The 25,125-nt window shown below is 59.2% G+C and carries 24 protein-coding genes; 8 read left to right on the plus strand and 16 right to left on the minus strand.

Going from position 1 to position 25,125, the window contains the following annotated elements:
• Positions 1-74: 74 nt before the first annotated feature.
• Positions 75-1,616, minus strand: a complete 1,542-nt coding sequence (locus tag AAZQ98_RS13365; protein ID WP_434692925.1) for an amino acid permease — start codon at positions 1,614-1,616, stop codon at positions 75-77.
• A gap of 455 nt (positions 1,617-2,071) precedes the next feature.
• Between AAZQ98_RS13365 and AAZQ98_RS13370 the strand changes: the two genes are divergently transcribed.
• Positions 2,072-3,313, plus strand: a complete 1,242-nt coding sequence (locus AAZQ98_RS13370; protein WP_400288475.1) for a class I SAM-dependent methyltransferase — start codon at positions 2,072-2,074, stop codon at positions 3,311-3,313.
• 155 nt (positions 3,314-3,468) lie between these two features.
• Complete coding sequence (locus AAZQ98_RS13375) at positions 3,469-4,611, plus strand: glutamate--cysteine ligase (protein ID WP_332731262.1); 1,143 nt, start codon at positions 3,469-3,471, stop codon at positions 4,609-4,611.
• Between the two features lie 27 nt (positions 4,612-4,638).
• Here the strand turns inward: AAZQ98_RS13375 and AAZQ98_RS13380 are convergent, their stop codons facing one another.
• Both AAZQ98_RS13380 and AAZQ98_RS13385 read right to left on the minus strand, forming a co-directional pair.
• Positions 4,639-5,313, minus strand: coding sequence for a FadR/GntR family transcriptional regulator (locus AAZQ98_RS13380; RefSeq protein ID WP_400342082.1), 675 nt, complete (start codon positions 5,311-5,313; stop codon positions 4,639-4,641).
• Positions 5,310-6,581 (minus strand): MFS transporter, encoded by a 1,272-nt coding sequence (locus AAZQ98_RS13385; protein WP_434692928.1) that lies wholly within the window; start codon positions 6,579-6,581, stop codon positions 5,310-5,312. Before AAZQ98_RS13385 ends, AAZQ98_RS13380 begins: the two co-directional genes overlap by 4 nt.
• 224 nt (positions 6,582-6,805) lie before the next feature.
• On the opposite strand from AAZQ98_RS13385, the gene AAZQ98_RS13390 reads away from it, so the two are divergent.
• A complete protein-coding gene (locus AAZQ98_RS13390; RefSeq protein WP_400342078.1) occupies positions 6,806-7,975 on the plus strand; it encodes a metallophosphoesterase family protein in 1,170 nt (389 codons plus the stop codon).
• A gap of 181 nt (positions 7,976-8,156) precedes the next feature.
• Here AAZQ98_RS13390 and tsaD read toward each other — a convergent pair whose 3' ends face one another.
• From tsaD to coaA, 7 genes are all read right to left on the minus strand, one after another.
• Positions 8,157-9,227, minus strand: coding sequence for a tRNA (adenosine(37)-N6)-threonylcarbamoyltransferase complex transferase subunit TsaD (tsaD, locus tag AAZQ98_RS13395; RefSeq protein WP_400342077.1), 1,071 nt, complete (start codon positions 9,225-9,227; stop codon positions 8,157-8,159).
• Entirely contained in the window at positions 9,224-9,715 is a 492-nt protein-coding gene (rimI, locus tag AAZQ98_RS13400) for a ribosomal protein S18-alanine N-acetyltransferase (protein WP_434692932.1), read from the minus strand. Before rimI ends, tsaD begins: the two co-directional genes overlap by 4 nt.
• Complete coding sequence (gene tsaB / locus AAZQ98_RS13405; protein ID WP_434692935.1) at positions 9,715-10,389, minus strand: tRNA (adenosine(37)-N6)-threonylcarbamoyltransferase complex dimerization subunit type 1 TsaB; 675 nt, start codon at positions 10,387-10,389, stop codon at positions 9,715-9,717. Before tsaB ends, rimI begins: the two co-directional genes overlap by 1 nt.
• Positions 10,382-10,960 carry a tRNA (adenosine(37)-N6)-threonylcarbamoyltransferase complex ATPase subunit type 1 TsaE gene (gene tsaE, locus AAZQ98_RS13410; RefSeq protein WP_133833637.1) on the minus strand — a complete coding sequence of 193 codons (579 nt, stop codon included), beginning with the start codon at positions 10,958-10,960 and terminating at the stop codon, positions 10,382-10,384. Before tsaE ends, tsaB begins: the two co-directional genes overlap by 8 nt.
• Entirely contained in the window at positions 10,953-12,152 is a 1,200-nt protein-coding gene (gene alr / locus AAZQ98_RS13415) for an alanine racemase (RefSeq protein ID WP_133833636.1), read from the minus strand. Before alr ends, tsaE begins: the two co-directional genes overlap by 8 nt.
• Before the next feature lie 144 nt (positions 12,153-12,296).
• The gene (gene mscL, locus AAZQ98_RS13420; RefSeq protein ID WP_434692938.1) at positions 12,297-12,695 is read right to left on the minus strand and encodes a large conductance mechanosensitive channel protein MscL; all 399 of its coding nucleotides are present in this window, start codon (positions 12,693-12,695) and stop codon (positions 12,297-12,299) included.
• Positions 12,696-12,805: 110 nt separating this feature from the next.
• Positions 12,806-13,765: a type I pantothenate kinase gene (coaA, locus tag AAZQ98_RS13425; RefSeq protein WP_434693193.1), complete on the minus strand. Its 960-nt coding sequence runs from the start codon at positions 13,763-13,765 to the stop codon at positions 12,806-12,808.
• A gap of 167 nt (positions 13,766-13,932) precedes the next feature.
• Between coaA and glmS the strand changes: the two genes are divergently transcribed.
• The 3 genes from glmS to AAZQ98_RS13440 all read left to right on the plus strand — a co-directional run bounded on the left by glmS (position 13,933) and on the right by AAZQ98_RS13440 (position 17,852).
• The gene (gene glmS, locus AAZQ98_RS13430; protein WP_332487181.1) at positions 13,933-15,804 is read left to right on the plus strand and encodes a glutamine--fructose-6-phosphate transaminase (isomerizing); all 1,872 of its coding nucleotides are present in this window, start codon (positions 13,933-13,935) and stop codon (positions 15,802-15,804) included.
• Between the two features lie 87 nt (positions 15,805-15,891).
• On the plus strand, positions 15,892-16,242 hold the full coding sequence (locus AAZQ98_RS13435; RefSeq protein ID WP_105657637.1) for a holo-ACP synthase: 351 nt from the start codon (positions 15,892-15,894) through the stop codon (positions 16,240-16,242).
• Positions 16,243-16,325: 83 nt separating this feature from the next.
• Positions 16,326-17,852: an NAD(P)H-hydrate dehydratase gene (locus AAZQ98_RS13440; RefSeq protein WP_434692942.1), complete on the plus strand. Its 1,527-nt coding sequence runs from the start codon at positions 16,326-16,328 to the stop codon at positions 17,850-17,852.
• Between the two features lie 13 nt (positions 17,853-17,865).
• Here AAZQ98_RS13440 and AAZQ98_RS13445 read toward each other — a convergent pair whose 3' ends face one another.
• The 6 genes from AAZQ98_RS13445 to truA all read right to left on the minus strand — a co-directional run bounded on the left by AAZQ98_RS13445 (position 17,866) and on the right by truA (position 23,913).
• Positions 17,866-18,585 (minus strand): SDR family NAD(P)-dependent oxidoreductase, encoded by a 720-nt coding sequence (locus AAZQ98_RS13445; protein WP_434692945.1) that lies wholly within the window; start codon positions 18,583-18,585, stop codon positions 17,866-17,868.
• Between the two features lie 46 nt (positions 18,586-18,631).
• Positions 18,632-20,005, minus strand: coding sequence for a UDP-glucose dehydrogenase family protein (locus AAZQ98_RS13450; RefSeq protein ID WP_434692948.1), 1,374 nt, complete (start codon positions 20,003-20,005; stop codon positions 18,632-18,634).
• 148 nt (positions 20,006-20,153) lie between these two features.
• The gene (gene glmM / locus AAZQ98_RS13455) at positions 20,154-21,500 is read right to left on the minus strand and encodes a phosphoglucosamine mutase (RefSeq protein ID WP_434692949.1); all 1,347 of its coding nucleotides are present in this window, start codon (positions 21,498-21,500) and stop codon (positions 20,154-20,156) included.
• Between the two features lie 169 nt (positions 21,501-21,669).
• Positions 21,670-22,170 (minus strand): 30S ribosomal protein S9, encoded by a 501-nt coding sequence (rpsI, locus tag AAZQ98_RS13460; protein WP_060702200.1) that lies wholly within the window; start codon positions 22,168-22,170, stop codon positions 21,670-21,672.
• 38 nt (positions 22,171-22,208) lie between these two features.
• Positions 22,209-22,652 carry a 50S ribosomal protein L13 gene (gene rplM / locus AAZQ98_RS13465; protein WP_105657642.1) on the minus strand — a complete coding sequence of 148 codons (444 nt, stop codon included), beginning with the start codon at positions 22,650-22,652 and terminating at the stop codon, positions 22,209-22,211.
• 325 nt (positions 22,653-22,977) lie between these two features.
• Positions 22,978-23,913 carry a tRNA pseudouridine(38-40) synthase TruA gene (gene truA / locus AAZQ98_RS13470; RefSeq protein WP_434692951.1) on the minus strand — a complete coding sequence of 312 codons (936 nt, stop codon included), beginning with the start codon at positions 23,911-23,913 and terminating at the stop codon, positions 22,978-22,980.
• Positions 23,914-24,081: 168 nt separating this feature from the next.
• Between truA and AAZQ98_RS13475 the strand changes: the two genes are divergently transcribed.
• Entirely contained in the window at positions 24,082-24,534 is a 453-nt protein-coding gene (locus tag AAZQ98_RS13475; RefSeq protein ID WP_332727198.1) for a hypothetical protein, read from the plus strand.
• A 127-nt stretch (positions 24,535-24,661) separates the two neighbouring features.
• A complete protein-coding gene (locus AAZQ98_RS13480; RefSeq protein WP_434692953.1) occupies positions 24,662-25,102 on the plus strand; it encodes a hypothetical protein in 441 nt (146 codons plus the stop codon).
• Positions 25,103-25,125 lie beyond the last annotated feature (23 nt).

Here is a 25,125-nt window from a genome sequence, read left to right on the forward strand (position 1 = left end):
CTTCCATCGTGACACCCACACATGACTTTAGGACGAGCTTTAGCACTCGGTCAAGGCGAGTGCTAATCATTGCCCTACTTCTTCACACCGGTTCGCGCAGAGCGCACAGCCGCGGACTCTTCGATATCCTCCGGAGCGTCCAGATCCATCTCGGTGAGCTTGACCATCTTGGACTTGGTCACCATGCGGTGCACCAGCCACAGTCCGAGGAACAGCGGCAGCCCGATATAGGCCGAGAGCACTTCCAGCCCGTGGCCGGCCAGCACCGCTTGGTAGTTCTGACCGACGATCACGGCAATCAGCATCAGGAAGGCCACGATGGGTCCTAGCGGGAAGAGCGGGGCCAAGTAGGGCAGGTCCTTCACGCTGTAGCCCTGGGCGAGATAACCGCGGCGGAAGCGGTAGTGGGATACGGCAATACCCACCCAGACGATGAACCCGCACAGCCCCGAGACATTCAGCAGCCAGGTATAGGCCGCACCCTGGCCCACCAGGGCGGTGAGGAACCCGAAGAGGCCTACCGCAGCGGTGGCCAGCAGAGCCATGATCGGCACGCCGCGGGAGTTGGTGCGCCCGAAGATCTTCGGAGCCTTGCCATCGTGGGCCATGGAGTAGAGCATGCGGGTTGAGGCGTAGAGCCCCGAGTTGCCAGCCGAGAGGATGGCGGTGAGAATGACCGCGTTCATGGCAGCAGCGGCAAAAGCGATGCCGGCCCGCTCGAAGACCAGGGTGAAGGGCGAGGAAGCCACGTCGGCTTCGCCGCTGGCCAGCAGGCTCGGGTCGGTAAACGGAATCAGGCAGCCGATGATGAAGATGGCACCGATGTAGAAGAGCATGATGCGCCAGAACACCCGACGGATGGCCTTGGGCACTTCGCGGCGCGGATCCTTGGCTTCGCCTGCGGCGACACCCACCAGCTCGGTGCCCTGGAAGGAGAATCCGGCAATCATGAAGACCGAGACGATGGACAGCCAGCCGCCATGGAAGACATCCCTGCCTTCGCGCCAGTTGGCCAGCGGATCGGTGTGCGCGCCGAGCACCCCGAAGATCATCAGCACGCCGGCGGCCAGGAAGGCGATGACGGTGACCACCTTGATCATGGCCAGCCAGAACTCGCCTTCGCCGAAGGCCTTGGCGGACAAAGCATTCAAGGCGGTCAAGGCCACCAGGAAAGAGCCGGCCCAGACCCAACCGGGGACATCAGGCAACCAGAAGCTCATCACGATGCCAGCGGCCACCAGTTCCGCCGCGACAGTGATGGCCCAGTTGAACCAGTAGTTCCAACCGATGGCGAAGCCGAAGGAGGGGGAAACGAAGCGGGTAGCGAAGGTCTGGAAGGATCCGGCCACCGGGATCTTCGCGGTCATCTCGCCCAGGGACTGCATGAGCAGGTACACCATGAGACCCACCGCGGCGTAGGCCAGCAGCGCGCCGCCGGGACCCGCCTGGGCAATAGTGCCGCCGGAGGCCACGAACAGCCCGGTGCCGATGGAACCGCCAATGGCGATCATCTGCAGGTGGCGGCTGCTCATGCCGCGCTTAAGCTGGTTCTGCACCAGGGGTGCGGGATCCACGGCCTTTGGACCGGTTGTCGACGTCACTGTCGTTCGCTGCATAGGTTTCATCACAGGTGCCATACAACACCAGTTCCACAGGGGAATGCGACGTGGATCACTTCAGGTCTTGCTGAGGACATGCAGCCGCTTGCAGCAAGCGGGGCGAGTTGGTCCAGCGAACCGTTTCCTAGTGGCGGAGAACTGTAAAACAGCGATAGGGCTACTCGTTAGCCAGATGGTCCAATTAGCAACAAGCATTACTCTCTCTAACCAAATCAATGCCCATGAGATAGTGATACTTAGTCTTTTGGTTTCAGGGCTTCACACCTCCCGGCTTCGAACTGCTCTTGCCGCAACTGCTGGGCGGCCGGATCCCGGAGCTTGGCGAAGCCCGCTTGGCAATTCTGTGAATTCTGAATGTGACGCGTTTTTGTCACATAGATCACTGGCCCTGCGGGCTGGGCACACCGAGAGGGCCAGTCTGTTCCAAGACGCATCAACGATAGTCTTGGATCATGGCCCAGGCTTCAAATGACTCCACGCTCAATGAACAATTCGCCGCCCTGCTTTCGGAAGACGGCTGGAAGCTGCTTTCCACCATCGACCCGTCCATGGTGGCCACCAAGGATGCTGCTTGGTCGCTGAATGAGAAGCTGCGCAAGGAAGGCCACGACGCCCAGGTGGTTCGCGCCGTCATGGCGCAGGCCGAGCTGCGTTTCCGGGCGAGGGTGAAATTCGGCCCCTTTGCAGACTCGTTGATCTTGACCCCGGCCGGACTGGAGCAGGCCACGCGCCTGACCATCGCCGGGCTGCATGCCCGCCGCTACACCAATGCCGGTTCCACCCACGTCGCCGACCTCGGATGTGGCATCGGCACCGACTCCATTGCGCTGGCCAGCGCTGGCGTGCAGGTCACCGCAGTAGAGATGGATGAAACCACCGCGGCAGCCACAACACTGAACCTGATGCCCTTCGACAATGCCACTGTGATCCACGGCAGCGCCGAGGACACCGATCTGACCGGGGTTGACGGCGTCTGGCTGGATCCAGCCCGGCGTACCGACGTGAAGGGAAGCACCCGCCGACTCTTTGACCCCGAGGCGTTTTCCCCGCCCCTGTCTTTCGTGGAGAAGCTGGTGGACTCCGGGCTGGACGTCGGAGTGAAACTTGGTCCGGGCCTGCCCCATGAAGCGATTCCGGCGAACGCCGAGGCTGTCTGGATTTCGGACCACGGCTCGGTCATCGAGGCCTGCCTCTGGTTCGGCAAGCTCAAGCGCAAGGACATCGCCCGTGCCGCGCTGGTCATCGACAAGGACGGCGCCCACGAGTTGGCCAGTGCAGCTGCCGCGGCAAATGATCAGCCAGCCCCGGTAGGCGAATTGGAAGCGCACATCTACGAACCAGATGGCGCAGTGATCCGTTCCCACCTGATCTCGACCTTGCTGGAGCGCACTGGCGGCCACCTGCTCGATGAGCACATCGCCTACTTCACCCATAACCAGCAGATTTCCACGCCGTTTGCCCGCGGATACAAAGTCATGGCAGTGCATGACTACAACGTGAAGAAGCTGCGCAGCTGGGTGAAATCCAACGGCATCGGCACATTGGATATCAAGAAGCGCGGAGTCGACGTCACGCCCGAAGAATTGCGCCGCATTTTGCTGGCAGGCTCCCCCAAGAGCGCCAAGAACAAGGCAACGCTGATCCTGGCTCGCCTCGGCGACAAACGCGTAGCTTTCGAGGTCATCCCGCACTAGTCTGGGGTGACGCAGGTCCCACCGGAGCATTGTCCCGGCAGGAGCGGCGCAATACATACAATGAGTATGGAGAAACATCGAGGAATCGGTGGACGCTCCATCCACTTTGTTCGGCTCCGGAGCATTCCGTCCGAGACGTCATCAATAGGAGCGCCGTGCAGAAAATCGAGTTCGCCCACTCTTCCCAATCCACTATCGGTGTCGAATGGGAAATCGCCTTGGTCAATCGCGAAAGTGCGGACTTGTGCTCGGTTGCCGAGAGTATCCTTGACCAGCTCAAGGATGAGGCCGGTCTTGACCGCGAAGATGAGCATCCGACAGTGAAGCCGGAATTGTTGATGAATACCGTGGAGGTGGTCACCGGTGTCCATACCAACGTGGCAGACGCGGCTGAGGAACTGCGCACCAACGTGCGCATGCTCAACGAGGTCGCCGGAAACCACGGCGTGGACCTGTATTCCGCGGGCTCCCATCCTTTTGCCGCGCCGACCTTGCAGCCGGTGACGGACAAGGACCGCTATGCCAAGCTGATTGACCGCACCCAGTGGTGGGGCCGCCAGATGGTGATCTACGGCGTGCACGTGCACGTGGGCTTGGACGATCGCGAAAAAGCGCTTCCAATCACTGACGGTTTGATCAACTACCAGCCGCATTTCCAAGCACTCAGCGCCTCCTCCCCCTACTGGGGCGGGGAAGACACCGGCTACGCTTCGCAGCGTTCGCTGATGTTCCAGCAGCTGCCAGCTGCCGGGATCCCCTTCCACTTCGATTCATGGTCCGAATACGAATCCCACGTTACAGACATGCTGCACACCGGGGTTATTGATGATGTCTCCGAGATCCGCTGGGATGTGCGTCCGGTACCTCGTTTGGGCACCGTGGAAATGCGCATCTGCGATGGCGTGAGCTCTCTGGATGACATTGCCGCCTTTACCGCACTGACCCAGTGCCTGGTGCACGACATGTCGCTATCAATCGAAGCCGGCTACAAGATTCCTGTCATGCCGGCCTGGTTCCGAGTGGAGAACAAGTGGCGCGCCGCCCGCTACGGGCTGGATGCCATCATCATCCTCAACGCCCAAGGCGACGAGATGCTGGTGACCGACCACCTGCGCTCAGAGGTCAAGCGCCTGGCACCGATTGCCGAGCAGCTGGGATGCGCCGAGGAACTGCAGGGCATCATCCGTTTGATCGAACGCGGGGCGGAATACCAGTTGCAGCGCAATACCTTTGCGGCTTCGGGCGGGGATTTCAAGGCAGTGGTGCAGGAAAACGTCCGGCGCATGAAGGCTGTTTAGTCCGGGCAGAGCCCTTGAAGTCAGGAATTAAGGCATCCAGCTCATGCAGTAATCAAGATTCTTGATAACAGTTCGAGCTGCTGCTTCGGGATCGCCTGCTTCGATTGCGTCTACCAGTGATTCGTGGCCCTCGTGCAGGCAGCCATCGAATCCGTCGGAAAGCCTCTGGACCATCTTGGTTCCGTGGAAAACATCCCCGAAGCTCTCATAGATCTCATGCATCAGCGGAACACCGGAAGCCCGCGCCACTTCCAGATGGAATTTCCAGTCGGCTTTCGCCCACGCAGGATAATCCCGGTTTCCCCATGCTTCGCTTCGCTGGCCCAGCAAAGCGCGCAGCTGTTCGACTACTTTTGCATCAGCGGCTTTGGCAGCGAGCCGGGCCGACTGGGTATCCAGGGCGAATCGCACCTGGAGCACGTCCTGGTCGGAGTGGTCGCGGTACACCCGTTGGGCGGTGCCGCTGATCTCGCTGGTCGCGCGCACGTAGGTGCCATCTCCACGGCGGACCTCGAAGATCCCCGTGCTGGCCAGCGCCTTGATGGCTTCGCGCAAGGTCCCGCGGGAGACGCCCATTTCCGCCATCAGCTCGGGTTCAGCCGGAATGCGGTCCCCCACCTTCCAGCGGCCGTGCGCTACGGCGCTCTGCAGCTTCGCCACAACCTCTTCGGACAAGGGCGGACGCAATGGGGTCTTGCTCATGGCCGCTCCGCTTCAGCCGAGCCGTCCACTTCGATCAACGGATGCGAATCGGCTTCGGTACGCAGGCCGCCCAGCTTGTAGCAGAACAGAAGCTGCACCACAGCGAAGGCGAGGATGATCACCAAGCCAACCGTCCAAGATCCCAATGCGCCCTGCATGAGCCCCAGGGCGAAGGGTCCAATTGCTGCAATCAGGTAGCCGACAGATTGGGCCACCGTGGACATTGCTGTCGTTTCTTCTGCGCTGCCGCCACTGCGGCTGAGCATGAGCATCACCAGCGGGAACACCCCGAAGCCCAGGCCAATTAAGACCGAGCTGATCAAGGACAGTTCTACCGGCAAGAGCAGCAGAGCGATAAAACCGAGTACCGAGCAGCTGGTAGTCAGCACGAAGGCACTGCGCAGCAGGGCCGGCTTCGAAGCCATCCAGAGCATGATCATGACTGCCGGGATACTGACTCCCTGCACGATGCCCAGCATCAAGCCGGCATCAACTGGCTCCAGCCCGCGCGAAATGAGGATATGCGGCAACCAGCTGACCACGGTATAGACCAGCAGCGACTGGATGCCGAAAACAGTGGTGAACAGCAAGCCCTTGCGCGTGGCCAGTAGCGGCCATGGAGAAACATGCGTGCCCTTCTGAACAGCGGAACGCTTCCCGGAGATGGACAACGGCACAAATACCAGCAAAGCCAGGCCGGCGGGAATCGCCCACAAAGCCAATGCCGTCGTCGGCGAACCCGCCTTCACCGCCAGCGGGACGCTGATTGCGGAGGCCAGCGTCGCGCCGATGGACATGGTGGTCGTGTAGGCCGCGGTCATCGACGCGGCGCGGTTCCCGTGGTGCTCTTGAATAAATGAGGGCATGGCCACATTGCAGATGGCCAAGCCGCACATGCCTACCACGGTGCCGGCCAGCAAAGCCCAAGTTGAATCGACAATGCGCAAGGCCAGCCCAGCGGTGAGCAGCAGCAAGGACAGGGCGATGCCCAGTTCCAGTCCGGTCCTGCGGATCACCAAGCTCGTTGCCGCGCCAGCCACGGCAAAGCACAAAACTGGGATCGTCGGCAGCAGCGAAGCGATGAACGTGCCGTACCCCATCATCTCCTGCAGGTCATGGAAGAGCGGAGATGCCGAGGCAATGCCCATGCGCAGGTTCAGGCCCACGAGGATTACGGCGGCGATGGCTAGCGCACCAGCCAGCCACGGGGATTTGCCTGGCGCATTGGCGGTCGGCGGAAGCACTGAATCAGAGGCGTTGGTGATCACGTTTAAACATTAGACGTTTGATGTTTGCTGCGGGGAATCTTGTGACCTGACACACGCTCTGAAAGGAACATATTCGAAGCGCTAGTTCGATCGTTTTATTTATGCACAGGGACAAATACGGACTGCCAATGTTCACTATCCGGTCACTAGGCATCCCTACGCTCTAGGAGTTATCAGCCGACTGGCTAACTAGCTGGCTATCTATTAATTCGAAAGGCATTCCTGTGAGCAATTCTTCTTCTGTCCCCCGTCGTGGAGTACTGATTGGCAGCACCGCTGCCGCGATTACCGGTCTTTTCGCTGCCAGCAGCACTGCGGCGGCTGCAGCACCGGCCAAGAAGTCCCCGGCAGCCTCCCCGAAGCTCAAGTTCGCTGCCGACGGCAAGTTCAAGATCGTCCAGTTCAATGACACGCAGGATGGGCCGCGCACCGATCGCCGCACGCTGGAGCTGATGGACAAGGTCTTGGATACCGAAAAGCCTGGGTTCGCGCTTATCAACGGTGATGTCATCAATGGTTCGGCAAAGACCACCACCGAGGTCAAGCAAGCCATCAACAATGTAGTCCAGCCAATGGAATCCCGTGGTATCCCTTGGGCTCTGACCTTTGGCAACCATGACGAGGATTCGATGCCGCACGGCACGAATATGACCGATGCCAGGATTCTCGATTTCATTCGGGGCTACGAATTCAACGCCAACGCGAAAAATGACAAGATCCAGGGAGAATCGAATTCGCAGCTGCTGATCGCGTCATCCAAGAACGCCAAGCCTGCCTTCGGCATCTGGCTGCTTGATTCGAATCGCTACGCGCCAGATACCCTTGGCGGCCAGGACTTCGAAGGCCTCATGTCCTACGACTGGATCCGCCCGGAGCAAATCGCTTGGTATCGCGAAGCCTCTAAGGCAACAGAAGCACGCTACGGCAAGGTCCAGTCCTTGATGTTCTTCCATATCCCGCTGTGGGAGCACCACCACATGTGGTTCGGAGCCCAGTTCACCTCGAATGATGCCGATCATCAGAAGGCGGTCAAGAAGCACTCCATCGAGGGAGTCAAGAACGAGGGAATCTACACCGGTGCATTCAACTCCGGCATGTTCACTGCTCTGCAGGAACGTGGAGATGTTCGTGGCGTGTACTGCGGCCACGACCACATCAACACCTTCAAGGGCAACTACTACGGTATCGAGCTGGGTTACGCGCCGGGTACCGGTTTCGGCACTTATGGTTTGGGCGGCACCGAGAACCACGAGCTTCGTGGCGCTCGCGTCTTCGAGCTGGATGAGAACAAAGACGGGGTCTACACCGGAACCCGCACGGTATTTGCCAAGGATTTGGGAATCGATATGGGCACTAAGACGCAGCCGCTCGACGAGCCGCTTCCGCTGCCATAGTCAACATGGCTTGCTGCGCGCTGAATACTCGACGCGCAGCAATCCAATGGAACCGAAGATCGCAAGGATGCTGGTGATTCCGGAATTGGCATAGTTCTCATTGCGCGTGTATCAGGATTGCGCGAAGTCTCCGGCCCTGCTGGGAAACCGATTACATACCCAGCGTTAGGAACTTATGCGATTACCGCAAGGTAATCCGTGTGACGGGCTGCGAAGAATCCGTAGCGAAGTCCAACCCCGATGGGGCCACGCCATCTGCGACCAACTGGGCACCAAGCGCAGCAACCATGCCACCGTTATCCGTGCAGAGGCTGAACGGTGGAACCATAAGCTCGATTCCTGCCGAAGTGCAACGAGCCGCCAGCAGTTCGCGCAAGCGGGTATTAGCTGCAACTCCCCCGCCTAGCAGCAAGGTCTTCAGACCTTGTTCCTGCATTGCGCGCACAGCCTTGGACGTAATCACGTCTACGACAGCTTCCTGGAATGAAGCGGCAATGTCAGCAACTGGGATCTCTCCGCCGTTGGCCTCGAAGTGCTCGACGCAACGGGCTACAGCAGTCTTCAGTCCTGAGAACGAGAAGTTGTTGCGGTGCTTGCCAGGATTCTCGGTACTGCCCACGAACTTCGGCAGCGACAAGCCGCGAGGGAACCGGAATGCCTTTCGGTCTCCATCCCTGGCCGCCTTGTCGATAGCCGGACCGCCTGGATACCCAAGACCCAGCAAACGAGCAGTCTTGTCATAGGCTTCACCGGCTGCATCATCAATCGTGGAGCCCAACAGCTGCACGTCGTTAGTCAGCGAAGTGACCTTCAAGATTTCGGTATGCCCGCCTGAGACCAGCAGTGCTCCGAAAGTAGGCGGCAATACGGTTCCTTCGAGAACGCCAACACCTACGTGAGCAACCAAGTGGTTGATCCCGTACAGCGGTTTGCCGGTAGCCAGGGCCAAGGCTTTGGCCGCTGATACGCCAACCATGAGGGCGCCGGCCAGGCCGGGACCGCTGGTCACGGCGATGGCATCAATGTCCTCAAGAGTCAGCTCCGCGGTATCCAAGGCGGACTGCAGGGTAGGCACGAAGGCTTCCAAATGAGCTCGCGCAGCGATCTCGGGAATCACGCCACCAAAGCGTACATGCTCATCCATGGAGCTGGAGACAGCGTTAGCCAGAAGCTTGTTGCCGCGTACGATGCCCACGCCGGTTTCATCGCAGGAGGACTCAATGCCTAGTACTACGGGTTCGGTGATGCTCATGCGTTGCGTTCTTCCTCTTGTCCTTGCTGTGCATCCAGCGGGAGTCTCATAATTAGTGCATCAACCCCGCCTTTGTAGTACCCCTTGCGGCGGTGGATGGTAGTGAATCCGATGGATTCATACAGGCCAATAGCAGTGGGGTTATCAAAGCGGACTTCGAGCATCACATCCAGTGCATTTTTCTCACCAGCCGTCTTGATCAGCAGGGACAATAGCTTGCGTCCCAGGCCTCGACCTTGGTAATCAGGGTGCATGGCGATGGTCTGCACATCGGCAATCGGCAAAACCACGCACAGGCCGGCATAGCCGACAACTCGACCAGCGTCTTCATAGACCCAGTAGGTGCGGGTGTCGCGCTGCGCTAGCTCGGATTCGAAACCAGCCAGTGGCCATGCATCCTCGGGAAACAGCTGCTGTTCCAGCTCGTGGACGGCCAGCAGATCCTCGGCAGCCATGGGACGCAGGATGACCTGGTTCGCCTCGTTCATCAATTAGCCTGCTTCATGAACGCCGGAACCTGTGCATCGGATTCACGCAGGTACTGCGGCGAAGTGTCAGACAGATCCTTGCCCGCAGCCAGATCGCTTATGCCTCGGCGGACGAGGTAGCCAGCGTTTGCAATCCATTCAAAGGACTCAGGCATGGGCTTGGCCCCGGCTTCTTCCAGTTGCTCGGCATAGATTCCGGCGCCAATGCCGTAGACCGGCAATGCAGGAAGGGCTGAAGCAGCTGAAACGTGCGGGCCATCAACCATGGCTCCGTCCTGGTCGTAGCGAGCCCAGTACACTTCTTTGCGGCGCGCATCGGAAGCCACAATGAACTGTGCCGGAGCCTCGCCTGCATCCAGCGCCTGTTCGGCGAGCGCATGCAAGGACATCACACCATGCACGGGTACCTGCCATACGAAGCCGAAGGTACGTGCTGCAACCAAGCCAACGCGCAGGCCGGTGAACGGGCCCGGCCCTACGCCAACGATAATGCCAGCAAGGTCTTGACCTTTCTGTCCATGAGCGTCCAAGAGTTCCTTGACGTATGCCGACAGGGTTTCGGTCTGGTCATTCCCCTTGGATGAAACCCGCTGGTCGACAACTGAACCGGTGGCTTTGTCAACCAGTGCCACGGATGCGTTGGCGGAGGTGTCGATAGCTAAGTAGTTAGGCATGCTTCTCTTCCGTGTGCTGCGCAGTTACTGCAGACAGCAAAGTGTCTTTCAACTGGGCAAAGGTGTCCTCGTCCCAGCGCGGGCCGATCCCCTTCAGGCTGAACAACCGCGGCTCGTCCAGCTCTTCCTCCGATTCTTCCCACGGGTTGGCACTCGGTGCGGCCAAGGCTTCGCGGTCCAGTTGGATTTCCAGACGCGAGTCCGTGAGATGTTCCACCTTGCCCAGCCCCCACTCCACAACGGTGACTGAATCAGCCAGCGTTGATTCGAGATCCAAGGTGTCCACGTCGTCGTGGCCCTTCAAGCGGTAGGCATCCACGTGGATCAGTCCGGGGCCATCGCCTAGCGCCGGGTGCTGGCGGGCCAAAACGAATGTAGGCGAGATGATTCCCTCGCGTACATTCAGTCCCACGCCCAGTGACTGAGTCAGGGTCGTCTTACCAGCGCCCAAGGCCCCGGTAAGAATCACCAAGTCTCCGGCTTTGAGCTGGGTACCAAGAGCTTCCCCCAGCGCTTCGGTAACAGTGAGGTCATCTAGTTGGCAGGAGAATTCCCGCACCGGGTTACTCACCGGCTTCACCCCAGCTGCCTTCGATGTAGTAGCGGGGCACGCGCGGAGAAATGCGGGTTACCACTTCGTAGTTGATGGTGTTCGCCGCATAGGCCCAAGTGTTCACCGACTGCCCGCCCTTACCGAAGATAATCGCCTCGGCGCCGAGGAAGTCCTCAGGCTTGATGTCCGCGCCCAGATCAATGACGCACTGGTCCATGGCGATGCGTCCGCGTACCGGGTAGGTGCGTCCGTTAACTGTTACCGGCGCACCGGTTGCGATGCGCGGCAAACCGTCTGCATAGCCCATGGGGATCAGCCCGAGGTAGGTCTCCGCTTCAGTTTTGTAATTCAGGCCGTAGGAGACGCCCTGCCCCGGATGGACCTTCTTGACGTTAGCCACGCGGGTCTTCACTGTCATGGCTGGACGCAGGCCGAAACTTTCTGGCGAGTCGGTTTCAAAGGGGCTCAGGCCATACAGGCCCAACCCCAAGCGCACCATGTCGTGGTGTGAATCAGGTCGCGAAAGGATACCCGGCGTATTGGCGATATGGCGCACTTCAAGATCGAAGCCGGCTGCTTCTACCAGTTCTATGGCCTTGTTGAAGATTTCCAGCTGCTCGTCCGTTTCGGGCCGCTCTGGCTCATCAGCGACCGCGAGGTGGGAGAAGATGCCAACTACGCGCAGCAGTCCTTCTTCTTGGAAGTCGCTGGCGCGGTTCAACAGATCAGGCAGGGCATCCATAGTGGAACCATTGCGGCCAAGTCCTGTGTCCACCTTGATGTGGATACGTGCCGGTGTTTGCACGGCACGTGCTGCGGCGGCAACGTATTCAAGTTCCCAGCCTGAGACTCCCAGATCAAGACCGGCATCAATGGCGGCCTCGAATGGGGTGTCCTCGGTGTGCAGCCAGGCCATCATGGGAGCATCGATGCCCGCTTCACGCAGGGCGAGAGCTTCCGTGGCATGGGCACACCCGATCCAGCGGGCGCCGCCCTCCAAGGCGGCCTTGGCTACGGGGATAGCTCCGTGGCCGTAGGCGTCTGCTTTGACGACGGCCATAACTGCAGCTGGGGCTACAACATCAGAAATCTGCTTGACGTTGTTGCGGATGGCCGACAAGTCAATGACTGCACGACGTTCAAATCCGATAGCCTGTGCACCGCTGGTGCTGTTTGTCAGGTTGCTTTCTTCAAGCGCTTCAGAGTTCACCTATTCATCTTCGCACTTTTCGGTTCCGCTTGCCTTGTTCACCCGTGCGCAGTTCGGCACATAGTGCGAGTTAAAGTCGGAAGGGGCGGACCCAAGCAACTGTGTTGCTGGGTCCGCCCCTTGGAGACGGATGTTTGTCAGGGCTTAGCGCAGAGTCTTCAGCTCGTCACGGATCTGGGCGAGCAGTTCCAGCTGTGGATCTACTTCTTCCTCTGGCTCTTCTGCACCGGCAGCGCGGCGCGCAGCCAATCGCTCATTGAGCTTGTTCATTGGCAGTACCAGTGCGAAGTAGACTGCAGCTGCGATCAACAGGAAGTTGACAAGTGCGGTGAGGAAAACACCGAACTTGATGTCTACGCCCTCAATGGTCAGTACCAAGAAGCTGTCGAAGTTTGGCGAACCAACCAACGCAGCGATCAATGGCATCAGCACATTGTCAACAAGGGCAGTGATAACGGCGCCGAAGGCAGCGCCGATAACAACGGCAACGGCCAGATCGACAACGTTGCCCTTCATAATAAAATCGCGGAAACCTTTTAGCATGGTTAGAGCATACACAGGAAAATCACAGCACGACTACGAATTTGGGCTCCGATCTGCAATAGTTCGGCAAACTCACAGAAATCGTTTGCTTAAATATCAGCTGAAGAAGCCTAGATTTTCCTCAATAGCATCCTGCGCACCGAGTGATCCGCCGCCTTGCGCAGTACTAATTGCGCCCGCCCGCGCGTAGGCAAGACGTTTTCCTTGAGGTTCGGCTCGTTAATGCGCTTCCAGATACCGTGAGCAGTTTCCCGTGCCTCGACATCAGTGAGCTGGGCATAGCGGTGGAAGTAGCTGGCAGGGTCGGAGAAAGCACCGGAGCGCAGACGCATGAACCGCTTGATGTACCACTCTTCGATATCCGCGGTACGCGCATCCACATAAACGGAGAAGTCGAAGAAGTCGCTCAGGGCCAGGCCCACGGTTCCATCGGAACGGGTTCGAGCAGGCTGCAATACGTTCAGTCCCTCGACAATCAATACCTGCGGTGAGCGGATTACATTGCGCTCCCCCGGGATGATGTCGTAGGTCAGGTGCGAGTAGACCGGAGCACTTACTTCTGGGGCACCAGACTTTACCGCCGAGACAAAGCGCAGCAGCGCCCGCCGGTCATAGGATTCGGGGAACCCTTTGCGGTGCATGATCCCGCGGCGCTCAAGCTCGGCATTCGGGTACAAGAAGCCATCAGTGGTTATGAGTTGGACATCAGGAGTCTGCGGCCAGCGGCGCAGCATTTCCTGCAGGACACGGGCAGTTGTGGACTTTCCCACGGCAACCGAGCCGGCGACGCCGATGACAAAGGGCGTGCGGCTGGTCTGCTCGCCCAAGAAGGTAGTGGTTGCCTGATGCGTCGCGCCAGCACCCTCGACATAAAGCGACAGCAGGCGGCTCAGTGGCAGGTAGACGTCCCGGACCTCTTGCAAGTCCAGCTGGTCGCCGAGGCCGCGTAGCCGCTCAATGTCCGAGTAGTTCAGCGGCTGTTCCATTTGATTGGACAGGCGCGCCCATGTCTCGCGCTCCAGTTCAACGAAAGGCGAGATAGGCGTTTCAAGTGTTCCGTGTGGTTCCACGAGGGTAAATTCTGCCAAGAATATGCTCCACATCCCAATTAACAACATCGGCAAGGCAATTGGATTAGTCAAAAAACGGCCGACTGGTGATCTAAGACATAGGTAATTTTGAGTGCTCCGACACGATTATTCCCATCGATGGGCATTGAACCGGTAGGATTTTTCCCATGTGCGGAATTGTTGGATATGCAGGAACCTCGAGCCAGGTCGCCGATCATGGCGCCCTCGACGTTCTAATTGAAGGTTTGCGTCGGTTGGAATACCGCGGCTACGACTCGGCTGGTGTCGCTGTTGTTGCCGATGGCGCCATTCATTCTCGTAAGAAGGCCGGCAAGCTGGTCAATCTGGAAAATGAAATTGCCGAGTCCCCATTGCCTAAGTCGATGACCGGCATTGGGCATACCCGTTGGGCAACCCACGGTGGTCCGAGCGATCAGAACGCTCACCCACACCTGGCCGATGGTGGCAAGCTTGCCATGATCCACAACGGAATTATTGAAAACTTCGCCGGCATCAAGGCCGGCTTGGCAGCCGAGGGCGTTGAATTCCTCTCGGATACCGATACCGAGGTTGCCGCAGCTCTGCTGGGCAAGCTCTACAGCTCCGAGGCCGAAGGCGATTTGACCCGCGCCATGCAGCTTGCTGTTCAGCAGCTCGAAGGTGCTTTCACCCTCTTGGCAGTTCACCAGGACCACCCAGGTGTTGTCGTTGCGGCTCGCCGCAACTCCCCTCTGGTTCTCGGTCTGGGCGATGGCGAAAACTTCCTGGGTTCGGATGTCTCCGGCTTCATCGACTTCACCCGTCGTGCCGTAGAACTGGGCCAGGACCAGATCGTAACCATCACCCCGGATAACCATTCCATCACCGACTTCGACGGCAACCCGGCCGAAGGCAAGGAATTCACCGTTGACTGGGATGCAGCCAGCGCTGAAAAGGGTGGTTTCCCATCCTTCATGGAGAAGGAAATCTTCGACCAGCCTGCAGCTGTTGCCGACACCCTGCTGGGCCGCTCGGACGCTGATGGCCGACTGACCCTGGACGAACTGCGTATCGCTCCAGAGGAACTGGCCGAAATCTCCAAGATTGTTGTTCTTGCTTGCGGCACCTCGGCATATGCCGGCTCCGTGGCCAAGTACGCTATCGAGTCCTGGTGCCGTATCCCGGTAGAGGTTGAGCTCTCCCACGAGTTCCGCTACCGCGAGCCAATCGTGGACGAAAAGACCCTGATCGTTTCGATCTCCCAGTCCGGCGAAACCATGGACACCTTGATGGCTGTGCGTTACGCCAAGGAGCAGGGCGCCAAGACCATGTCGATCTGCAACACCAACGGATCGACCATCCCACGCGAGTCGGATGCGGTGCTGTACACCCACGCTGGTCCGGAAATTGCTGTGGCTTCCACCAAGGCATTCCTGGCACAGATCACCGCAACCTACCTGCTGGGCCTGTACCTGGCGCAGCTGCGCGGCAACCTGTTCCAGGGCCAGATCAAGGACATCCTTGCCGACCTGGGCAAGATCCCTTCCAAGATCCAGGACGTCCTGGACCGCGCGGAAGAGATCAAGGATCTGGCACGCAACATGTCAGATGCCAACTCCGTGCTGTTCCTGGGCCGCCACGTAGGCTACCCGGTAGCAATGGAAGGCGCCTTGAAGCTCAAGGAAATCGCCTACATCCATGCTGAAGGCTTCGCCGCTGGCGAGCTGAAGCACGGCCCTATCGCCCTGATCGACGATGGCCAGCCAGTGTTCGTCGTAGTTCCTTCCCCTCGTGGTCGCGACTCGCTGCACTCCAAGGTTGTCTCCAATATCCAGGAAGTGCGCGCCCGTGGCGCTAAGACCCTGGTTATTGCCGAAGATGGCGATGCTGCGGTCAAGGACTTCTCCGAGTGGGTCTTCTACGTGCCAGAAACCCCAACCCTGCTGATGCCTCTGCTGGCCACTGTGCCACTGCAGATCTTCGCTTGCGAACTGGCATCCGCCAAGGGCTTCGATGTCGACCAGCCACGCAACTTGGCCAAGTCGGTGACCGTGGAGTAATCCACCAAGCACCAGAATTGCGGGCATTCCCATTCCGGGAATGCCCGCAATTTCTATGCCCTGCAAGCACTGGATAAACTGATAGGCATGATTGCAGGAATTGGAGTGGACATCGTTGATGTGCCGCGTTTTGGCCGCCAGCTCGAGAAGACTCCACGTTTGCGTGAACGGCTCTTCACCGAAGAAGAGCGGGGCCTGCCCCTGCGATCCCTGGCGGCCCGCTTCGCGGCCAAGGAAGCCATCGCCAAGGCACTGGGAGCTCCTGCGGGCATGAACTGGCAGGACTGCACTATCCGCAAAGATGAAGCCGGTGATCCCCAGGTTCACAACACCGGTTCAGTGGCCGCTGCCAGCGAGCTGCGTGGCATCAAATCATGGCATCTGACCATGTCCCACGATGGAGATATGGCTATCGCCATGGTGGTTGCCGAGCGCTAGGCACCAACGCCACGACGAAAGAATAACGACACGTATCTCATTAAATAGGGCATCGCACAGGTGCCTTGAGTATTGTTTGTCTTATGATTCCTGTCTACAGTGTTGCGCAAATTCGTGCGGTTGAAGCCCAGGAGAACTCCAAGCGGAGCGAGACCAGCTTAATGAAGCAGGCGGCCGCCCATTTGGCTTCAACGGCAGTCGCCATGCTGACCGAAAATTCCAGCGCCGATCCGGCTTTCGTGGTGGCGCTTATCGGCCCGGGCAACAACGGTGGCGATGGCTTGTATGCACTGGCAGAGCTCCAACTGCAGAAGATTTCCACTCTGGCCCTGCAGTGCCACGAACAGATCCATGCCGAAGGTGCTGCAGCATATCAAGCTGCCGGCGGTACCGTGCTGGACCTCTCTGACGGTCAATTCGAATTAGCTAGTGCCTCGCTCATTATTGACGCCATCTACGGCCTCGGATACCGTGCCGGCTCTGATTTGCCGAAGCTTCCTGCTGGCGCACGGGTGTTGGCCTGCGACATTCCATCAGGCCTGGATCCTGAAACGGGCGTTGCGCAAGACTCTGTTCTTCGCGCAGAACGCACGGTAACTTTCGGTGCCATGAAATCCGGTCTTCTGTCTGTAGACGGACCGCTGGTTACCGGTGACATTACCGTGGCAGATCTCGAATTCGACTTTTCTTCCGTCCAAGCTGGAACGCAGCTTGTGGACGAGGTGGCCACTCGCGAGCTGCTGGTCCAGCACCGCTCTTGGCGGGATGCCGGGCGGCACAAGTACCAGCGTGGAGTACTGGGCCTCATTGCCGGTTCAGACCTTTATCCCGGAGCTGCTCAGCTGACCGCCAAGGCCGCTGTAGCCTGCGGCGTCGGATTGCTTCGCACCCATGTGCCAGAATCCATTCAGCCGCTCATGGCCGTCACCGTGCCGGAGTCCGTGCCACTGGATGATGAGCAGATCAAGGAAGCGCTCTCTTCCTCCCGCCGCCAGATTCACGGCAAGGGCGCCAAGATCAAAGCTTGGGCCATTGGCCCGGGCTTGGATGGACGCACTCCCCCGACTGGCGCCATCGCTGATGTCTTTGCCAGCCCGCAGCCGGCCGTCATTGACGCGTCCGGACTGGAAGTCGTTCCTGCCGGCCCAAGCGAGCAGCCTCGCGTTCTGACGCCCCATGCCAAGGAACTGCGCATGCTGCTCAGCCGCGCTGGAGTGAAGATCACTCCCGATGAGATTTCCCAGGACCCGATTCGCTGGACCCGTTGGGCCGCCCTGGCATACAACGCAGTGGTCCTGCTCAAGGGACCAACCAGCTACATTGTGGCCCCCAATGGCGACAGCCTGATGGTGAGCCACTCGGCACCAGAATTGGCCACTGCAGGCAGCGGCGATGTCCTGACCGGCATCTTGGGCTACATGCTCTCCGACAGCTCGCTCACGGGCACCGAAGGCCTGCGAACCGTGCCTAACCGCCGCATGATGGAACTGACCGCGTGTGCCGCTTACATTCATGGCCACCTGGGCCGGGTGACCGCTTCGGAGGGAACTGTCAATGCTTCGCGCCTGATCGAGAACCTGCCCAAGGTCATGAAGCAGTTCGGCTTCTAGGCTCTGGGTCCCTCTAGAGGCCGCCAGAAACTTTGATAACGCTGCCGGTGGTGTAGGCGGCTTCGCTAGACAATAGCCAAGCCACCGCACCGGCTACTTCTGTCGGCTTGCCTGCGCGTCCCATCGGGATCGTCTCGGCGATTTGCGCAGGGCGCTGTGGATCCTTATGGAATTCAGTCCAAAGCGTTCCCGGGCTAACCGCATTCACTCGGATGCCGTCCTTAGCCAGTTCCTTGGACAGTCCCACTGTCAAGGCTTCTACTCCGGCCTTGGCTGCAGCGTAATGCACGTACGTGAAGGGGCTTCCGGATTCAGCCGCCACCGAGGAAATGTTCACGATTGCACCACCGCCATGTGACTGGAGCAGGGGCAGCGCATATTTAATGCAGGCAATTGGGCCCAGAAGGTTCACGTTCAGATCCGCGGCAATATCGGTCAACTCGTTGTCTGCCAGATTTCCGATGGCCGTCGCTGATCCCGCGTTGTTTACCAGTCCTTCAAGTTCACCAATGTCCTTCACTCGGGCGAAGAACCTTGCCACTGATTCTTCATTGGCGCAGTCGATCTGCAGGACATGGCAAATAGCGCCGAGCTCACGGACTTTATCTGCCACTGCCTGCGCCGATTCCTCATCCTGCCTGTAGCCGATGATCAAGTTGCGGTCGGTGGCTAGACGCACCGCAATCGCGGCTCCTAACCCACGACCACCGCCGGTGACCACAGTGTATGCCATGAGGCTCGCTCTCTCTTGCAGTTGCGGTCGCGTACCGCAGCTAGCTTCAGGATGCCTGTACCGGAATCGAGGTAGTTGCCGGAGCCATGTTGCCCAGCTCGAAGTACTCACCCGGGCCGGTAACAGTCCAGCCCTGATTCCGCCATTCAGGGCGGTCCAGGACGTTGCGCCCGTCAATCAGCTGCTTGTTAGCCACTACGTCCGCCAGATCCGACGGATTCAGTTCGCGGAATTCATTCCATTCGGTCAGCACCAAGGTCAGGTCCGCATCCTTCGCCGCTTCCTTGAAGGAATCAACGTAGTTCAAGCGCGGGAAGCGGCCGGCAGCGTTGGCGTTGCCTTCTGGGTCGTAGACCGAGACTTCAGCGCCCTCGTTGTACAGGCGGACGGCGATATCCAGTGCTGGCGAGTCCCGCACATCATCGCTGTTCGGCTTGAAGGTCACGCCGAGTACGCAAACATGCTTGCCTGCCAGCTCATTGCCCAGCATGTGCGAGGCCAGCGAGACCACGCGGTCACGGCGGCGCAAATTGATCTGGTCGACTTCAGCCAAGAAGCCCATGGTCTGGCTCAGGCCAAGTTCGCTGACGCGTGCTTGGAGGGCTCGAATGTCCTTGGGCAGGCAACCGCCGCCGAAGCCCACTCCAGCGTTCAGGAAGCGGCGTCCAATGCGCTTATCGTGGCCAATGGCGTCGGCAAGGACCTTGATGTCGCCGCCTACGGTTTCAGTCACCTCGGCAAAGGCGTTGATGAACGAAATCTTGGTAGCCAGGAAGGCGTTGGCTGCAACCTTGACCAGTTCTGCAGTCTCCAGGTCCGTGGCGATCTCCGGAGTATCCAGGGAAAGGATCGGTGCATAGACTCTGCGCAGCAGTTCCAGCCCGCGTTCATGCTCCAGGCCGTAGACCAGGCGATCGGGGCGCAGGGTGTCCTGGACGGCGAAGCCTTCGCGAAGGAACTCCGGATTCCATGCCAGCGCGATGCTGCTTCCGTTCTTGGCGTCCTGGGCAATTTTCTCGCTCAGCCGGCGTGCGGTGCCTACCGGCACGGTGGACTTGCCGACAATCAGAGCTTCGCCGGTGATGTGCTCCAGCAGCGAATCCACGGCACCGTCTACGTAGGACATGTCTGCTGATTGCGAGTCGGCGCGCTGCGGGGTGCCCACGGTGATGAAGTGGATATCCGCGCCGGCAGCGACTTCTGCGTAGCTGTCGGTGAAGCGCAGGCGTCCGGAGGCCACATGCTTGCGCAGCAGTTCTGGCAGGCCTGGCTCGTGGAAGGGCAGAACGCCAGCGGCCAGTGCTTCCAGCTTGGCTTTGTCTACATCCAGTCCAATGACTTCATAGCCCAGTTCAGCCATGCAGGCGGCATGGGTTGCACCGAGGTAGCCGGTGCCGATCACGCTGATGCGTAAAGTCACGAAAGTCCTTCTCTCCGAGAACGCGAACCGATATCAGTTTCTATTAGTTAGCATGCCACACCCCCGCAGCGTGTTCCGGCGTGGAACGCGCTGCGGGGGTGTGAGTTTTCTTGATATTTACGTGTTGGTTGCTGGGAAGCTACTGGGCCTAGAGGGCCAGATGCTCCTTGACCGATCCTGCCAGGGCTTCGGCTTCGGCCAGGGCCTGCTCGTGGGTAGCTGCCTCGACCATGACGCGAACTACTGGCTCGGTCCCCGATGGACGCAGCAGCACACGGCCGGTGGTGCCCAAGCGTGCCTCAGCAGCGGCAATTGCCCGCTGCAGCGGTTCGCATTCTGGAACGCTGGCCTTGTCTACGCCGCGTACGTTGATCAGCACCTGTGGCAGGACGGTCAGCACGGCAGCAAGTTCTTTCAGGGTCTTGCCCGTAGCCTTCACGCGGGCCGCAATCATCAGGCCGGTCAGCACGCCGTCGCCGGTGGTGGCGTGCTTGGAGAAGATCACGTGGCCGGATTGCTCGCCACCCAAGGAGTAATCGCCTTCGCGCATGCCTTCGAGCACGTAGCGGTCACCCACGCCGGTCTGCTTAACAGTGATGCCTGCTGCTTCCATGGCCAGGGTCAGGCCGAGGTTGCTCATCACGGTGGCAACCAGGGTGTTGTCTTTGAGTTCGCCGCGGTCCTTCATATCCAGTGCCATCACGGCCATGATCTGGTCACCGTCGACGACGGTGCCTTCATGGTCTACTGCAAGACAGCGGTCAGCGTCGCCGTCGTGCGCGATGCCCAGGTCCGCGCCGTGCTCCAGCACAGCGGCCTGCAGCTTCTCCAGGTGGGTGGAGCCATAGCCGTCATTGATGTTGATGCCGTCTGGATCTGCGCCAATCACGACGATCTCTGCGCCGGCAGCCTTGAACACCTCTGGGGAGCAGCCCGAAGCAGCGCCGTGGGCGCAGTCCAGAACTACCTTCATGCCATCCAGCCGGTTTGGCAGTGCCTGCAGCAGGTGCATGATGTAGCGGTCCTCAGCGTCGGCGAAACGCGAGACTCGACCTACCTCACCGCCGGTTGGACGTGGCTTTGGCATCTTCAAGCAGGCTTCGATGGCATCTTCCAGCGCATCGTCCAGCTTCTTGCCGCCACGGGCCAAGAACTTAATACCGTTATCCGGAGCCGCGTTGTGCGAGGCGGAGATCATGACACCGAAATCGGCGTTCAGGTCCCCTACCAGGAATGCCGCCGCAGGAGTCGGCAGCGTGCCGGCATCCATGACGTCTACGCCGGAGGCGGCCAGGCCGGCCTCAATTGCGGCAGACAGGAAGTCACCACTAATGCGCGGGTCCTTGGCAACCACAGCGACCGGCTTGTAGCCGTCCTCTGGCTGGCTCAAGCCCAGCACCACCGATGCCGCCTGCGCCAGTTCCAGCGCGAGCTCGGGAGTTAACAGTTCGTTTGCTTTTCCTCGGACCCCATCGGTCCCAAATAACCTTGCCATCGCCTTCAATCATATGCCCTCTGCATTGATTTATACGGCTTAAAGTCCCGCATTGGCAGTGAGATGAGAAAAGATTAATGGGATCTTGCAGTCTTCGGCGTTAAAAGGCCAAAGGCCCCGGCGTCCTTTGCAGGATGCCAGGGCCTTTGGAAAGACCTTGAAGCAAGGTTTAGCGCTTCGAGAACTGCGAAGCCTTACGTGCCTTCTTCAGACCAGCCTTCTTGCGCTCGATGACGCGTGCGTCACGAGTCAAGTAGCCAGCCTTCTTCAGGGTTGCGCGGTTTGCATCGCGATCGATCTCGTTCAGCGAGCGAGCGATACCCAAACGCAGTGCACCGGCCTGGCCGGAAATGCCGCCACCGTTGATACGAGCGATAACGTCGTAAGCACCCTCAAGACCAAGGATCTTGAAAGGCTCGTTGACGTCCTGCTGGTGCAGCTTGTTAGGGAAGAAGTTCTCCAGGGTGCGACCGTTAACGGTCCACTTGCCGGTGCCTGGTACCAGGCGAACGCGGGCGATAGCCTGCTTGCGACGGCCAACTGCTGCACCTGGAACGGTCAGCGGAGCGCGCTCGGTTTCGGCAACTACAGCCGAAGCAGAGGTCTCGGTGGTGTAAGTCGAAGGGGTCTCGCCTTCGAATTCAGTGGTTTCTTCAGCGTTCTGAGCCACGATAATCTCCTATTAAGTATTTCTTCTCGGGGCCAGGACTACTGAGCGACCTGGGTGATTTCCAGTGCCTTTGGCGACTGAGCAGCGTGTGGGTGCTCGGCGCCGCGGTAGACCTTCAGCTTCGACAGCTGGGCATCGGAAAGCTTGTTCTTAGGCAGCATGCCCTTGATGGCCTTCTCGACAGCCAGTACTGGGTTCTTTTCCAGCAGGTCTGCGTAGTTGATGCTCTTCAGGCCACCTGGGAAACCGGAGTGGCGGTAAGCGCGCTTGTTCAGCAGCTTCTTACCGGTCAGTGCAACCTTGTCTGCATTGATGATGATGACATGGTCGCCCATGTCCATGTGTGCAGCATAGGTTGGCTTGTGCTTGCCGCGCAGCAGGGTTGCGGCCTGGACGGCGAGACGGCCGAGTACTACGTCGGTGGCGTCAATGACAAACCACTGACGAGTCTGGTCAGCCGGCTTTGGGGTGTACGTACGCACAGTAATTGCCTTACGTTGATTCGTTTCTGGTCAAACAGTCGCTTGGCTGAAGGCGGTGAGATCCCCCAGTGACAGGCACTGTCGTGTTGTTCTTGTGTTTAGACCAGTACGCCAGGTGAGGACTGATGATAACCGGCCGTCCATATATTGTTCGCACACCCAGCAGACCAGCGACTATGCAACTAAGCCGTCACGCTTGGGCGTGTAGTGTCGAACGTGGACATACACAACTCATAAAAGTTTAGCGGATTAAAGTGTTTCCGGCCAAAAAAGCATGTACGTCGTGAGCAACAACACCCTTAAGATCCCGGGGATTATCGGCTAGTCAGCTTTCCATGCAGGCTTCGTCAACCTCGGCTTCGGTTCGCCGTGCGCGGGTCAGGAGTGCTCGTTCTGCCAGTTCTTCGGCCTCTGGGTAGTAGACCTCTTCGAGGACCAGGGCCCGCGGGTGCGAAAGCTTGGTCTTGGAGTCGCGGACCATCAGTTCCAGCCGCTGGGCCAGGAACCCCGGTTGCTCACGCCCATCCCCCACCATCATCGCGGCACCGATTAGCGCACGGACCATGTTGTGGCAGAAGGCATCGGCCTTCAAATGGGCCAGCACCAAGCCGTCAGCTCCGCGGGTGAAGGTGAACTCCTGCAGGGTACGAATGGTCGTGGCATGCGGACGGGGCTTGCAGTAGGTCAAGAAGTCGTGGCGGCCCAGCACGCTTTGCGCCTCGCGATTCATCGCCTCGACATCCAGCTCTTCACGGTGCCACGTGGTCAGGTGCCGGGTCAGTGGATCCCAGCGCTGCTGCCCATCGGCAATCCGGTAGGAGTAGCGGCGGGCCAGCGCGGAGAAGCGGGCGTCGAAGCCTTCTGGTGCGCGTTCGGCTTCATGCACCCAAACGGCACCATCTTGACGGCCAAGGATGCCGTTGATGCGGCGTACGAGCGCAGGACCGGGAGCCAAGGGCGCCTTGCGTGGCAGTCCCGCGTATTCTTCCTCGGTCAAATCGAAGTGCACCACCTGGTGGCGGGCATGCACACCTGCATCGGTGCGTCCGGCAACAACCACGCGCGCGCGGCGCCGGATCATCATTTCCAGGGCCTCTTCAACCAGCTGTTGCACGCCCAAGACATTGGGCTGGCGAGCCCAACCGCTATAGGCGGCACCGTCGTATCCGAGCACCATGCGCATGCGGATCCATGCTGGTGCTGCAGTGGCCCCCAATGCGGTGGTGCCCATTGGATCGATGCTTTCTGGCTGAGTACTCATGTATTCAATTATGCGTAAGCAGACGCGCAACCGTCGAATCAAGTGCCCGCCTTCACGCCGTTATCCACAGGCGCCAAAACGAGAGCTGCTGCCTGGAGTAGCCTATGTGCATTCCACGGACCTGCCGCGCAGGCGGCTGGTTCACCAGCACCGCTCTAAGGACTCGCCATGTTCAGGAATGCAGTTAGCTTTATCGCGATATCCGCTGCTGTCCCGCTCTGCTTAAGCGGTTGCAGTTCGGGACAGCTGAGCACGAAGCAATCATGCGCCCTCATTAATGAACTGGCCGTAGAGCATTCCATCGAGGAAAAGTGGGCCCTGGCATATATGGGAATTCTTGCGCAGAATTCACAACCTGCGATTGAGGCTATGGAAACAGCCATCGGCATCTACCGGGAAGTCTCCGAGCAAACTGGCAATAGGCACTTGCGCACTGCATTGCGGTCCGAAATCGAAAACTACCAAGACTTCATTGACCTCATTGCCAACCGCTCCTTTGACGATCCAACGCTCGCGTCAGACGTTGAGGCAGCCGAGGGCGGACTGCAAGATCAATACACCGACTATGTGCGTGAAACGTGCCCAGCTTCCGCTTCTGAACCTGATCCGTCCGCTTCTTAGGAACCCGCTGCTTGCCGATCCCCTCATGTCATACACTGCCTGCAATAACTCCTGATTATAGAATAAACAGGTACTTATCGGTGCCTCACGTGCTGGGCCATCGGATCATCATCGTCTAAGGATCTCAATGTCGAAAAAGTTCGCGGCATCTGCCGCTGCGCTCACCCTTGCATCTGTCATGCTCACTGGTTGCAGTGCAGGCAAACTGTCCACCGAGGAAACCTGCGTTTACATCAACGACCAGGTAGCTGAACGCGGACTGCAGAAGAAGGCGGAGGACTCCAGCGCAGAGCTCCTGGCTGGCGATACATCGGCTTATGCCGAGATCATGAACGAGTTCGATTCCATCCTGGGCGAAGCCGCTGAGAACACGAAGGACAACAAGCTTGCCGCCTCCTTGAATGCGGCATCGGAGCAGACCAAGAAAATGGCTGGCCTGATGGCTGAGGGCAACAGCAGCAACATGATGGAAATTTCGCAGAAGATCGCCGAACTGGATACGGCTGAAGCTTCCGAGGCTACCGAATACCTGAATACGGCTTGCCCGGACATGGATTCATTCAGCTAGGCAATTCCAAGATGCGGATGCTG

Source organism: Glutamicibacter sp. Je.9.36 (genome assembly GCF_051129975.1).
In the GTDB taxonomy this organism is placed as follows: Bacteria; Actinomycetota; Actinomycetes; order Actinomycetales; family Micrococcaceae; genus Glutamicibacter.

Excerpts from the sequence above, each read along its gene's own strand:
- rimI (WP_434692932.1), bottom strand. The coding sequence starts at position 9,715 with ATGAACGAGGCGAACCAGGTCATCCTGCGTCCCATGGCTGCCGAGGAT.
- mscL (WP_434692938.1), bottom strand. The coding sequence starts at position 12,695 with ATGCTAAAAGGTTTCCGCGATTTTATTATGAAGGGCAACGTTGTCGAT.
- AAZQ98_RS13475 (WP_332727198.1), top strand. The coding sequence starts at position 24,082 with ATGTTCAGGAATGCAGTTAGCTTTATCGCGATATCCGCTGCTGTCCCG.
- AAZQ98_RS13370 (WP_400288475.1), top strand. The coding sequence starts at position 2,072 with ATGGCCCAGGCTTCAAATGACTCCACGCTCAATGAACAATTCGCCGCC.
- AAZQ98_RS13380 (WP_400342082.1), bottom strand. The coding sequence starts at position 5,313 with ATGAGCAAGACCCCATTGCGTCCGCCCTTGTCCGAAGAGGTTGTGGCG.
- AAZQ98_RS13435 (WP_105657637.1), top strand. The coding sequence starts at position 15,892 with ATGATTGCAGGAATTGGAGTGGACATCGTTGATGTGCCGCGTTTTGGC.
- tsaD (WP_400342077.1), bottom strand. The coding sequence starts at position 9,227 with ATGAGCATCACCGAACCCGTAGTACTAGGCATTGAGTCCTCCTGCGAT.
- glmM (WP_434692949.1), bottom strand. The coding sequence starts at position 21,500 with ATGGCAAGGTTATTTGGGACCGATGGGGTCCGAGGAAAAGCAAACGAA.
- AAZQ98_RS13445 (WP_434692945.1), bottom strand. The coding sequence starts at position 18,585 with ATGGCATACACTGTGGTCACCGGCGGTGGTCGTGGGTTAGGAGCCGCG.
- AAZQ98_RS13480 (WP_434692953.1), top strand. The coding sequence starts at position 24,662 with ATGTCGAAAAAGTTCGCGGCATCTGCCGCTGCGCTCACCCTTGCATCT.
- tsaB (WP_434692935.1), bottom strand. The coding sequence starts at position 10,389 with ATGCCTAACTACTTAGCTATCGACACCTCCGCCAACGCATCCGTGGCA.
- glmS (WP_332487181.1), top strand. The coding sequence starts at position 13,933 with ATGTGCGGAATTGTTGGATATGCAGGAACCTCGAGCCAGGTCGCCGAT.
- AAZQ98_RS13440 (WP_434692942.1), top strand. The coding sequence starts at position 16,326 with ATGATTCCTGTCTACAGTGTTGCGCAAATTCGTGCGGTTGAAGCCCAG.
- AAZQ98_RS13365 (WP_434692925.1), bottom strand. The coding sequence starts at position 1,616 with ATGCAGCGAACGACAGTGACGTCGACAACCGGTCCAAAGGCCGTGGAT.
- truA (WP_434692951.1), bottom strand. The coding sequence starts at position 23,913 with ATGAGTACTCAGCCAGAAAGCATCGATCCAATGGGCACCACCGCATTG.